The organism is Geodermatophilus obscurus DSM 43160 (genome assembly GCF_000025345.1).
Lineage (GTDB): Bacteria > Actinomycetota > Actinomycetes > Mycobacteriales > Geodermatophilaceae > Geodermatophilus > Geodermatophilus obscurus.
Genome location: NC_013757.1, coordinates 4070620 through 4082717, shown reverse-complemented (window position 1 = coordinate 4082717; position 12098 = coordinate 4070620). Strand labels below are relative to the sequence as shown.

The 12098-nt window shown below is 75.4% G+C and carries 9 protein-coding genes; 6 read left to right on the top strand and 3 right to left on the bottom strand.

Annotated features, from left to right (window positions below):
- Window positions 1–17 precede the first annotated feature (17 nt).
- From GOBS_RS18975 to GOBS_RS18965, 3 genes are all read right to left on the bottom strand, one after another.
- Window positions 18–1151 (bottom strand): flavin-containing monooxygenase, encoded by a 1134-nt coding sequence (locus GOBS_RS18975; protein WP_012949889.1) that lies wholly within the window; start codon window positions 1149–1151, stop codon window positions 18–20.
- 59 nt (window positions 1152–1210) lie between these two features.
- A complete protein-coding gene (locus GOBS_RS18970; RefSeq protein WP_012949888.1) occupies window positions 1211–1684 on the bottom strand; it encodes a DUF6010 family protein in 474 nt (157 codons plus the stop codon).
- Between the two features lie 124 nt (window positions 1685–1808).
- Entirely contained in the window at window positions 1809–4523 is a 2715-nt protein-coding gene (locus GOBS_RS18965; RefSeq protein ID WP_012949887.1) for an ATP-binding protein, read from the bottom strand.
- Between the two features lie 128 nt (window positions 4524–4651).
- On the opposite strand from GOBS_RS18965, the gene GOBS_RS18960 reads away from it, so the two are divergent.
- The 6 genes from GOBS_RS18960 (at window position 4652) to GOBS_RS18935 (ending at window position 11743) form a co-directional block, all read left to right on the top strand.
- Complete coding sequence (locus tag GOBS_RS18960) at window positions 4652–6187, top strand: MFS transporter (protein ID WP_012949886.1); 1536 nt, start codon at window positions 4652–4654, stop codon at window positions 6185–6187.
- Between the two features lie 105 nt (window positions 6188–6292).
- On the top strand, window positions 6293–6526 hold the full coding sequence (locus GOBS_RS18955) for a heavy-metal-associated domain-containing protein (protein WP_012949885.1): 234 nt from the start codon (window positions 6293–6295) through the stop codon (window positions 6524–6526).
- A gap of 35 nt (window positions 6527–6561) precedes the next feature.
- Entirely contained in the window at window positions 6562–7014 is a 453-nt protein-coding gene (locus GOBS_RS18950) for a hypothetical protein (protein WP_012949884.1), read from the top strand.
- Between the two features lie 100 nt (window positions 7015–7114).
- Window positions 7115–7594 (top strand): GNAT family N-acetyltransferase, encoded by a 480-nt coding sequence (locus tag GOBS_RS18945; RefSeq protein WP_012949883.1) that lies wholly within the window; start codon window positions 7115–7117, stop codon window positions 7592–7594.
- Between the two features lie 122 nt (window positions 7595–7716).
- Entirely contained in the window at window positions 7717–10980 is a 3264-nt protein-coding gene (locus tag GOBS_RS18940; protein ID WP_012949882.1) for a heavy metal translocating P-type ATPase, read from the top strand.
- A gap of 106 nt (window positions 10981–11086) precedes the next feature.
- Window positions 11087–11743 carry a GNAT family N-acetyltransferase gene (locus tag GOBS_RS18935; protein WP_012949881.1) on the top strand — a complete coding sequence of 219 codons (657 nt, stop codon included), beginning with the start codon at window positions 11087–11089 and terminating at the stop codon, window positions 11741–11743.
- Window positions 11744–12098: the final 355 nt, after the last annotated feature.

The following is a 12098-nucleotide window of genomic DNA, read 5'->3' as shown; positions in this document are numbered from 1 at the left end:
GGAACGCCGCGGCGGCGTCACGCCGGGAAGACCGCCGGGATCGCCGGCCCGCGGCCGGGCTCGGCGCGCGCCGCTGGCGCGGTGGCGTCGACGGCCATGCGGGCGGAGAGCGCCGCAGCGTCGGCGCCGACGAACCCGAGCAGCGCCGAACCGCGGCAGGTCTGCCAGGGCAGCCCGAGGAAGTACAGGCCGGGCACGTCGGTGACCCCGCCGGTGTGGCGGACCCGCCCGTCGACGACGGCGCCAGGAACGTGCAGCCAGGAGTAGTCGGGTCGGTAGCCGGTGGCCCACACGACGGCGTCGACGCCGACGGTGGTGCCGTCGGCGAAGCGGGCGGTGCGGCCGGTGATGCCGGTCAGCCGCGGCCGGAAGTCGATCCCGCGGCGGCGCAGGGTGCTGCTGCGGGTGCCGATGACGATGTCGCCGCGGGCGCGCAGCCGGCGGGCGATGCGGGTGTGCGCGGGCACGGTGAAGAACCCGGACTCCGTCAGCCAGAAGAACAGGTCGCGGCCGGCGATGCGCTGGGGCAGCTCGGTCGGCCGGCTGCCGACGGCGACGGTGACCGGTCGGGTGGCGGCGAGTTCGGCAGCGATCTGCAGGCCGGAGTTGGCTGCGCCGACGACGAGCACCCGGCCGGCGCCGGGCAGCTGGGTCGGGTTGCGGTACGCGGCGCTGTGCAGCTGCGTCACCAGCGGGTCGAGCTGCTCGGCGAGGGCGGGGATGTGCGGGATCTGGAACGGGCCGGTGGCGACGACGACCTGCTCGGCGCGCAGCGTGCCAGTTGGGGTGGTGGCCGTGAAGCTGCCGTCCGCGTCGGGGTGCAGCCGCAGCACCGGGGAGTTGCACCGCACCGGCAGCGCGAAGTGGGCGGCGTAGGACTGCAGGTAGTCGGCGACGTCGTCCTTGCTGGGGTGGGTGTCGGCCGGAGCCGGGAACGGCAGGCCGGGCAGCGAGTCGTACTGGGCGGGGCTGAACAGCCGCAGCGAGTCCCAGCGGGAGCGCCAGGAGTGGCCGATCTGGGGGCCGGCGTCGAGCAGCAGGAAGTTCGCGCCGCGGCGGGCGAGGTGCTGGCCCAGTGCGAGGCCGGCCTGGCCGGCGCCGACGACGAGCACCTCGAGGGGCTGGTCGGCGGCGGAGACGGGGATGGGCATGGTGCCTCCTGGCAGGGCGTGGTCGGCGAAGAAGTGGACGGGAGCGGCCGCGGGTGCGGTCAGCCGATGCCGACGGTGAGCAGCGCGGTGGCGATGGTGAGGTCGGCGACCAGGCAGGTCTCGGCGTACCAGCGGGGCACCACCCGGCCGATGCGGTGGTGGACGACGTCCCAGGCGGCGTGGGCGAGCCAGCCGGCGGCTAGCACGTAGCGGGCCGCGTCGACGTCAACGGCGACCGCCGTCATCGCCACCGCGCCGAAGCCGAGCACCGCCGCGGTCTGCGCGGTCAGCAGCCGCCGGTTGCCGAGGTCGCCGCGGGCGGTGCCCCAGGTCAGGTAGATGACCGCGGCGAGCAGCACGCACCAGGCGCTGACCCAGGTCTGCGCGTGCTCCGGCAGCCGCGCGACGAGCGCGAAGCTGTTGACGGCGGCGACGGCGCCGAGCGCGGCCGGCCAGCGGCGAGCGAGCGCGCCGCGCGGGCCGCCGGCGCGGCCGGTCATGGTCTCCGTGGTCGCTGCAGTGGCCGTGGTCATCGGAGGCTCCTCGGTCCGGGCTGGGTCTACCTCGGACGCTAGGAGCGGGCCCGCGGCGTCACGCCGGGAGAACCGCCAGGTTGCGGTCGGGCCGACGTGGCCGGAGCGGCCCGGGGGCCTGCGGCTAGTCCAGGGCCAGCGCGGTGAGCTCGGCGCGGGAGGCCACGCCGAGCTTGCTGAACACGTTGCGCAGGTGGAAGTCGACGGTGCGGGGACTGACGAACAGCCGGGCGGCGACGTCCCGGTTGGACAGGCCCTGCCGGACCAGCCCGGCGACCTGGCGTTCCTGCGCGGTGAGCTCCGTCGTCGTGGTGACGTCGCGGCGGCGGGCGGTCTCCCCGGAGGCACGCAGCTCCTGGGCAGCGCGTTCGGCGTGGGGCGCCGCGCCCAGCTCCTCGAAGAGGGTGAGCGCAGCCCGCAGGTGCTCGCGGGCGTCGACCCGCCGCCGGGCGCGCCGCAGGTGCTCGCCGTAGGCCAGGTGGGTGCGGGCCCGGTCGGGCAGCCGCGGGGAGGCGGCGTGCGCGTCCAGCGCGGCGAGGAAGTGCTTCTCGGCGTCGGGGCGGTCGGCGAGCACGGCGCGGCCGTGCTCGGTGACGGCGACCGCGCCGGCGGTGCCGGTGGCCGCGGCGAACTGCTCGACCTCGGTCAGCCAGGTACGGGCGACGTCCTCCCGGCCGGCCCGGACGGCGATGTCGAACACGTCGAGGGCGGCCATGCGGCGCCGCACCGGGTTCTGCAGCTGCTCCAGGTGGTGCAGCGCGGGCGCGGGCTGCCCGGCGGTCCGCAGCGCCCGCGCCCAGTGCGCGAGGTCGGCCACGAGGCTGTCGGTGATGCCGACCGGATGCGCCGCGCGGATCGCGGCGACGTCGGCGAGGTGCCGGTCGGTGGCCTCGTCGCCGCGCAGGGCCGCGACCACGGCCAGCTGGGCGGTGGGCAGCGCGGTCAGCCCGGTGGAGCCGGTGCTGGCGGTCAGTGGCAGCGCCTCGGCGGCGGCGCCGGCGGCCGTCGTCCACGCGCCGGTCGCCAGCTGGGAGTGGAATCCCCGGGTGAGGGCGTGCTCGACCATGTTCAGTGCCCCGGCGCGGCGGGCGGCGGTCAGCTGCTCCTCGTGCAGCCGCAGGCTGCGCTCGTCCTCGTCGATGAGCCAGGCGGCGATGCCGAGGTTGGGCTGCAGGACGTGGTCGCCCTCGAGCGGGTCGGGGTCGGTGAGGTCGAACGCGCGCCGGAAGGATGCCGCGGCGGTCGCCCAGTCGCGGCGGCCGACGGCGGCGAACCCCTGTAGCAGCGCCCATGCGGCACGGGCGGTGGGCGGTGCGTCGGCGGCCGGCTCGGTCACCAGCGCCGCCGGATCGACCGGACGGGGCGAGCGCGCCCCGAACGCCGACAGCGCCGCGGCCAGCATCGCCAGCGGCCGCGCCGTCGCCTCATCGACCTCGGCGGCCAGCTGGGCGGCCTGCAGGACGAGGTCGTAGCCCTCGTTGAGGGAGTGGGTGTTCCACTCGATCTGGCCCTGCAGCAGCAGCAGCCGCGCGCGCTGGACCGGGTCGGTCACTTCGGCCCCGGCGGCGGCCGCGAGCCCGGCGGCCCGCGACGGATGGGCGCCGAGCCACGCCGAGGACGCGGCGGAGAACAGCCGGCGGCCGCGGGCCTTGCTGTCGACGGTGAGCTCGGCGGCGCGGGCCCAGGCGGCGGAGGCGGCCTCGTGCCCGCCGCGGGCGGCGGCGCGGTCGGCCACCCCGTCCAGCGCTGCGACCACGGACTCGTCGGGGCGGTCGGCGGCGGCAGCCAGGTGCCAGGCGTGCCGATCGGGGTCGGCGGCGAGGACGTCGGCCAGCGCCCGGTGCACGGCACGGCGCTGCGTGCTGGTGGCCGCGCGGTACACCGCCGAGCGCACCAGCGGGTGGTACAGCGCCAGGCTGTCGCCGTCGACGCGGAGCAGCCCGACCCGCTCGGCCTCGTCCAGGGCGTCGTCGTCGACGTCGAGACGTGCGGCGGCGTCGCGGACGACGGTCAGTCGGCCGGTGTCGTCGGCCGCGGCGAGCAGCAGGAACCGCTGCGCGTTCGTCGACAGGCGGCGGTACCGGTCCAGGAACCCGCGTTCGACGCCGCCGGTCAGCGGCAGCGGCGTCGGCAGCGACGCCCGGCCGGCCAGCTGGTCGCCGGTGAGGGCATCGGCGAGCTCGCCGAGCGCGAGCGGGTTGCCGCCGGTGGCGGCCACCAGCCGGTCGCGCACCGCCGGGTCCACCGCGTCGTCGGCCCGCGCGGACAGAATCGTGTCGGCGTCGGGCCCGGTCACGCCCCCGAGGACGGCGGTGGGCAGGTCGGGGACGTCGAAGTCGTGGGCCTCGCCATCGCGGGCAGCGAACAGCAGCGCGACCCGCTCAGCCTGCAGCCGGCGGGCGACGAACAGCAGCGCGGCGGCCGAGGCGTCGTCGAGCCAGTGTGCGTCGTCGATGACGGCGAGCACCGGTGCCTCCTCGGCGGCGTCGGCGAGCAGGCTCAGCGTGCCCAGGAAGGCCAGGAACCGGTCGCCGTCGCCGGCCGCTTCGCCCAGCGCCGCGCCCAGCGCCGCGGCCTGCGGCGCCGGCAGCGCATCGAGGCGGGCACGCAGCGGCCACAGCAGCCGCTGCAGGGCGGCGAATGCCAGCGGGGACTCCGACTCCACGCCCGACGTGCGCAGTACGCGCATCCCGGAGGCGGCGGAGACGGCGTCGGCCAGCAGCGTCGACTTGCCGGACCCGGCCACGCCGCGGATCACCAGCGCCCCGCCGGTCCCGGTGCGGGCGGCGTCGAGCAGTGCGGCGATCGCCGCGCGTTCGCGGTCCCGTCCGGCCAGCACGAGCGGAACCGTACCGTCCGCCGCGGACAGGTCCAGAAGATCAAACCTGGTGAGATCACCGGCGTGATCGGTCCCGGCGGCGGCGAGCGTGGGCGTCAGTCCCGCAGTCCCCACCCCGAGGAGGAGCCATGTCGGCCCACCCGACCGCCGAACCGGCGGCCCGCGCCCACGGGCACCAGCACGCCCCCGGCCACGGAGCGCCCCACGCCCACGAGCACCCGGCCCACCACATCGCCGGCCCGTCGACGACCGCGGACGAGCCACGCCGACCGTGGACCGTTTTCGCGCTGATGATTGCCGCCCAGTTCATGGTCATCCTCGACGTGTCGGTGGTGAACGTCGCGCTGCCGTCCATCAGCGACGCCCTGCACCTGTCGGCGGCGGACCACCAATGGACGATCAGCGCCTACGTGCTGCTCTCGGGCGGCCTGCTGCTACTGGGCGGGCGGATCGCCGACCTGCTCAACCGGCGCCGCGCGTTCCTCGCCGGCGTCGCCCTGTTCACCGCCGCCTCGCTGGTCAGCGGGCTGGCGCAGACCCCGCTGACGCTCATCCTCGCCCGCGCGGGGCAGGGCGCCGGTGCGGCGCTGCTCACCCCGGCCGCGCTGTCGATCATCATGACCGCGTACGCCGGCCGGCAGCGGCAGACCGCGCTGGCCGTCTGGGGCACCGTCGGCAGCCTCGGCATCGCCGCCGGCGTGCTCTTCGGTGGGGCGCTCACCAGCGCGCTGGGCTGGCGGGCGGTGTTCGTCATCAACGTGCCGATCGGCGCCGCCGTCGTCCTCGGCACGCTGCGGGCCGTCGCTCACGGCGGCTCGCAGCCCGGCGCGCTGCGCCGGCTGGACGTGCCCGGCGCCCTCACCCTGGTGGCCGGGCTACTGGCGCTGGTGTTCGGCATCGAGGCCACCCGCTCGGCCGGCTGGACCGCACCCCGCACGTGGCTGGCGCTGGCCGCCGCCGCCATCCTGCTGGCCGTGTTCGCCCGCCTCGAGCGGCGCGCCGCCGACCCGCTGGTGCCGCCGGCGACGTGGCGGATGCGGTCGCTGGTCTCAGCCTCAGCGGTGATGGCCGGCGTGACCGGCGTCGTGGTCGGCGCGATCTTCCTGTCCTCGCTGTACCTGCAGGCGATCGTCGGTGCCTCCCCGGTCGTCGCGGGCCTGCAGTTCCTGCCGCTGGCCGCCGCGATCACCCTGGCCGCCGCAGCCGCGTCGAAGGTCATCGGCCGGCTCGGCCCCCGCCCGTTGATCCTCGGCGGGCTCGTCGTCATGGCCGCCGGCGTGCTGCTGCTTGCCGCGGGTGCCGGCGGCACCGCCTACGCCGCCGACGTGCTGCCCGGCTTCCTGCTCGTCGGCGCCGGTGTCGGACCGATGTTCGTCGCCATCGCGGTCGCCGCGATGAGCGACGTGCCGGCCGACGAGTCCGGGCTGGCGTCGGGGCTGATGATGACCGGCCACGAGATCGGCGCCGCCCTCGGCGTCGCCGCGCTGAGCGCCGTCGCCGGCGACCTGGCGACCTCCGCCGGCCTCATCGACGGCTACGGCCGGGCTTTCGCCGTCACCGCCGGCGTCCTCGGCGCGCTGTTCGTCCTCACCGCCCTCGCCGTTCCCGGCGGCAAGGCCGCCACCGGTACCCCCGTCCACGGTGGGCACGGCCACGGCCACTGACCTGCCTCCCGGCGGAATCCCGGCGATTTCGCCGGTGAGACGGCCCCGGCCTGGCGCCGACGCTCCTTCCCGACCGCACCACCACCCGCACCCCGAGGAGTTCCCATGCTGTCCAGCACGCCGCGCACCTTCATCGGCTCGACCACCTTCACCGTCACCGGCATGACCTGCGGGCACTGCCAGCGCGCCGTTGCCGAGGAGATCTCCGCCGTCGACGGCGTCGAGTCGGTCACCGTCGACCCGGCCAGCGGCACCGTCACCGTCACCGCCGACCGCCCCGTGGACCGGGCCGACATCGCTGCCGCCGTCGACGAGGCCGGCTACGCCCTCGTCCCGTGACCCCCGCCCACCTCGAGCCTCACGGGAGACCCGCCGTGCCCACCCCGACCCACACGCCGAGCGCCGCCACCGCGCACGCCGAGCCCGCGCACACCACGCACCACCTGAGCGCCAAGAAGTTGACGCTCCACTTCCTCGAGATGGTCGTCGCGATGGCCGTCGGCATGGTGGCCCTGCACCCGGTGTGGACCCTCGTCCTCGACGCCGTCGGCGCCCCCGGGCTGATGCACGACCCCTACACCGGCGCGCTGATCATGGCGACGAACATGACCGTCGCCATGTCCGCGTGGATGAAGGTCCGCGGCCACCGCTGGCGGCCCATCGTCGAGATGGGCGCGGCCATGTACCTGCCGTTCCTGGTGCTCTTCGTCCCGCTCGCACTCGGGCTCATCGGCGAGGGCGCCCTGATGCTCTGGGGCCACGTGCTCATGCTCCCGGCGATGGCCGCGGCGATGCTGCTGCGCCCCCACGAGTACGCCCACTGCTGACACCAGGACGACCGGCTCACCGTCCCGTCCCCGCCGGCGCGGCGGGAGCGGCCCTCCCGCTCCCGCCGCGCCACCGCCACGACCTCCACCAGAGCCCGCCATGACCGCTGCCGCCACCACGATCCGCCGCGCGACCCCCGCGGACGCCGCGACCGTCGCCGCGATGGTCCGCGAGATCGCCGCACACGAGGACCAGACCGCGCACGTGCACGTGCCCGACGCACAGTGGCACGGGCTGCTCGAGCGGGCCGAGGTGATCGTGCTGCTGGCCGAGCGCGACGGCGCGGCCGTCGGCTACGTCTCCGCGATCCGGCAGCTGCACCTGTGGACCGGCGGCGACGTGGTCAACCTCGACGACCTCTACGTCCGGCCCGGGCACCGCGACGCCGGCGTCGGCCGACGGCTGATGGCTGCCCTCGCCACCGTGGCCACACCCGAGCAGCTGCTCATCCGGTGGGGCATGGAGGTCGACAACGTCGACGCCCAGCGGTTCTACCGCCGCCTCGGCGCCACCCTGCGGCCCAAGATCCTCGCCGCCTGGCCGCCCGCCGCGTACACCGTGCCGGCTGCCGACAACTGACTCGACCAGCCCCGCTCCGGCCACCGAGCCGGCCGATCCTGGCGATTTCCCCGGTCCGAGCCCGGCCACCGCCACCGACGATCGAGCCGTAGCCCGATCCGCCCGTCCACCAGGAGACCGCGATGTCGACCACCGCACCGGCCACCGCAGCCGCAGCGACCGAGCAGGCCAGCTGCACCCTCGACATCGACGGCATGACCTGCGCCTCCTGCGTCGGCCGGGTGGAGAAGGCGCTCAACCGGGTGACCGGTGTGACCGCCGCCGACGTGAACCTGGCCACCGAGGTCGCCACCGTCCGCTTCGACCCGGCCCAGATCGGCGTGGACGAGCTGACCGCCGCGGTCGCCCGCGCCGGCTACACCGCGACCCCGCGCCGCGAGGCCCAGTCCACCGCCGAGCGCCCCGGCACCGGCGCCGACGCGCCCGGCGAGGACCGGGACGGCGAGGCGCACCTGACCGCGCTGAAGCGCAAGTGGCAGATCACCCTCGCCACCGGCCTCGGCCTGATGGTCCTGATGTACGTGCCGCTGTACCTGGACACGATGGACTGGCTGATGCCGGCGATCCTGGTGGTCGCGACCGTGGTGCAGTTCTGGGCCGGCCGCGACGTCTACCGCGCCGCGTGGACCGCGGCCCGGCACCGGTCGACGAACATGAACACCCTGGTGGCGCTGGGCACCGGCGTGGCCTACGGCTACAGCGCCTTCGTCACGCTCTGGCCCGCGGCGGCCGAGCGGTGGGGCCTGCCGCTGCACGTCTACTTCGAGACCTCGCTGGTCATCCTCGCCCTCGTCCTGGCCGGCCGGTGGATGGAGGCCCGCGCCAAGAAGCAGACCGCCGCGGCGATCACCGCCCTGGTCGGCCTCGCGCCGAAGACGGCGCGCGTGGTGCGCAACGGCGCCGAGGTCGACGTGCCGGTCGAGCGGGTCGTCGTCGGCGACCTGATCCGGGTGCGGCCCGGCGACAAGGTCCCGGTCGACGGCGTCGTCACCGATGGCGCCACCGCCGTGGACGAGAGCATGCTGACCGGCGAGAGCCTGCCGGTGGACAAGACCGTCGGGGACACCGTCATCGGCGCCACAATCAACCGCACCGGCACCGTGGTGCTGCGGGCCACCGCGGTCGGCGCCGACACCGCGCTCGCGCAGATCGTCCGCCTGGTGGAGGACGCGCAGGGCGCGAAGGTGCCCCTGCAGCGCCTCGCCGACCGGGTCTCGGCGTGGTTCGTGCCGATCGTCCTCGGCCTGGCCGCCGCCACCTTCCTCGCCTGGGCCTTGCTCGGCCCGGACACCGGCCGGCTGACGATGGCGATCACCACCACCATCGCGGTGCTGATCATCGCCTGCCCGTGCGCGCTCGGACTGGCCACGCCCACCGCAGTCATGGTCGGCACCGGACGCGCCGCCGAACTCGGCATCCTCATCGGCAACGGCGACGCGCTGGAGACCGCCCGCCGGGTCACCGCCGTCGTGCTGGACAAGACCGGCACCATCACCCGCGGCAAACCGGCCCTCACCGGCATCACCACCACCGCCGGCTGGGCCGAGGACGACATCCTGGCGCTCGTGGCGGCCGCGGAGACCGGCAGCGAACACCCCGTCGGCGAGGCGCTCGTCGCCGCCGCCACCGCCCGCTTCCTCGACCTGCCGCCACTGCGCACCTTCGACGCCGTCCCCGGCCACGGCATCGACGCAGTCGTCGACGAGCGGCACGTGCTGGTCGGCAACACTGCCCTGATGACCGCCCGCAGCGTGGACATCACCGCGCTCGCCGGCACCGCTGCCTCAGCAGCGGCGGTGGGCCAGACCCCGATGTTCGTCGCCATCGACGGGCAGCCGGCCGCGGTGCTCTCGGTCGCCGACACGGTCAAGCCCGAGTCGGCCCAGGCAGTCGCCCAGCTGCAGGCGCTCGATCTGCAGGTGTGGATGATCACCGGCGACAACGCCGCCACCGCCACCGCGATCGCCGACCAGGTCGGCATCGAGCACGTGCTCGCCGAGGTGCTGCCCGCCGACAAGGCAGCGGAGGTCCGCCGACTGCAGGAGCAGGGACACGTCGTCGCCTTCTGCGGAGACGGCATCAACGACGCGGCCGCGCTGTCGGCCGCCGACGTCGGCATCGCCATCGGCACCGGCGCCGACGTCGCCATCGCCGCCTCCGACATCACCCTCATCGGCGGCGACCTGCGCGTCATCGTCTCCGCGATCGCGCTGTCCCGGCGCACCGTGACCACCATGAAGCAGGGCCTGGGTTGGGCGTTCGGCTACAACCTGCTGCTGATCCCGGTCGCCGCCGGCGCCCTGTACTGGTGGAACGGGCTGCTGCTGGACCCGGTGCTCGCCTCCGCGGCGATGGCGATGAGCTCGGTCAGCGTCGTCACCAACGCGCTGCGGCTGCGCCGCTTCCACCGGCCGACCATGGTGGACGAGATCCTGCACCCGCCACTGCGCGCCCGCATCGGCCAGTACGCCTACCTGACCGGCATCGCGGTCGTCGCTCTCGCCCTCGGTGCGGGGCTGACCGCCGTGTCGCGGATGGACTTCGCCGAGCGCGGCATGAACGGCCAGCTGGCCTGGGCGCAGGGCACCGGCATGCCGATGCGGCCGGCGATGAGCGAGATGATGACCGCCGAGGTGCCGCCCACCGACGCCACCGACGCCCGCGTCGACGTCCGCCTCGACCTGCCCGCCGACGTGCGTCCCGGGCAGCCGACCCGGCTGGTCGCCACCGTCGTCGACAGCGGGACCGGCGAGCCGATCGAGGACCTCACCCGCAGCCACGAGGCGTGGATGCACCTGATCGCCACCCGGGAGGACCTGGGCACGTTCGCGCACGTCCACCCGCAGCCGACCAGCGAGCCCGGGCAGCTGGCCGTGGAGGTCACGTTCCCCACCGCCGGCCGGTACATCGTCAACACCGAGTTCCGGCGGCAGGGCGAGATGGGCGACGTCCACCAGCGTCAGGTGATCACCGTGGCCGGCGCCGCGCCGGAGCCGGTGGTCCTGGCGGCCGGGCCGCGCAGCGTGGTGGTCGACGGGGTCCGCGTCGAGCTCACGGGCGAGGCGGCGGCCGGCGGCCGCAGCGACCTGGCCTTCACCTTCACCGACGACGCCACGGGTCGGCCGGTCGACGACCTGCAGCCCTACCTCGCCGCCGCCGGCCACGTCGTGGTGATGCGGGCCGACGGGCAGACCTTCGCCCACGAGCACGCCGAGGTCGAGGACGACCGCGGCCGGCCGGTGTTCGCCCTGCCGGGCCAGACCTTCGGCCCGGAGCTCGATGTGCACGCCGAGTTCGCGACCGCCGGGACGTACCAGCTGTGGGCGCAGTTCCGGCTCGCGGACGGCGACGTGATCACGGTGCCGTTCACTATCGAGGCGACCTGAGCAGCGGACCGGCGGCCCCCGCAGGCTGCGATCAGTCTGCGGGGGCCGCTGCTCGACCACCGGATTCGCCGGCCGTAGACGTCCCCGAGAACTGATCGAGGAACGAATGAACCTGCATGTGCGCGCGGCGGCGCTCGACGACGTCCCGGCCGCCGCCGAGGCGCTCGCCGACGCCTTCGCCGAGTACCCGTGGACCCGGTGGACGGTCGACGCCGACGGCCACGGCGATCGGCTGCGGGCGCTGCACCACCTCTACCTGTCCGCCGTCGCAGTGCCCTTCGGTCGCGTCGACCTCGGGGAGGCGGGGCAGGAACTCGTGGGCATCGCGGTCTGGGTGCCCAGCACCGGGGTCCCCGACGAGGTGTGGGCGCACGTCGGCCCAGCTGCCGCCGAGCTGGCGGGGCACCGGGCGGCAGCCGCCGCCGAGGCCGAGGAGCGGCTGACCGACCGCCGACCGAGGAAGCCGCACCTGACCCTGGCCAGCCTGGGGGTCGTGCAGCACAGGCAAGGGCGGGGTTTCGGTGCCGCGCTGCTGGCCCCCGGGCTGGATCGCGCCGATCAGGACGAGCTGCCGGTGTGGCTGGAGACGAGTGCCGAGCCGAACGTGCGGTTCTACCGCCGCCTCGGCTTCGCGGTGACCGACGTCGTCGACCTGCCCCGCGGTGGCCCGCGCACCTGGTTGATGCTCCGCGAGCCTGGAACGACGACCGCCGATCGGACGGCGACCGCGGCGGTCGGGCGCCGGGCGGAGAGCGCCCCGTGAACGCGGTCCTGATCGCTCTCATCGTGGCCTGTGAGGTCGGGTTCTGGTGCCTGCTCGGCGCCGGCCTGGTGGCCCGCTACGTGATGCGCCTGCCTCGCACGAGCGCGGTCCTGCTGGCCGGCGCCCCGGTCCTCGACCTCGTCCTCTTGATCGCCTCGGTCCTGGACCTCCGCTCGGGGAGCGCGGCCGGCGCCGCCCACGGACTGGCCGCCTCCTACATCGGGTTCGGCTCCACCACCCCGCGGTGGGCCGACCAGCGCTTCGCCCACCGCTTCGCTGATGGCCCGCCACCCGAGCGGCCACCCCGGTACGGGCGTGTGGCCCGGGCTGGCACCGCGCCGGTGGCGTCCGGTCC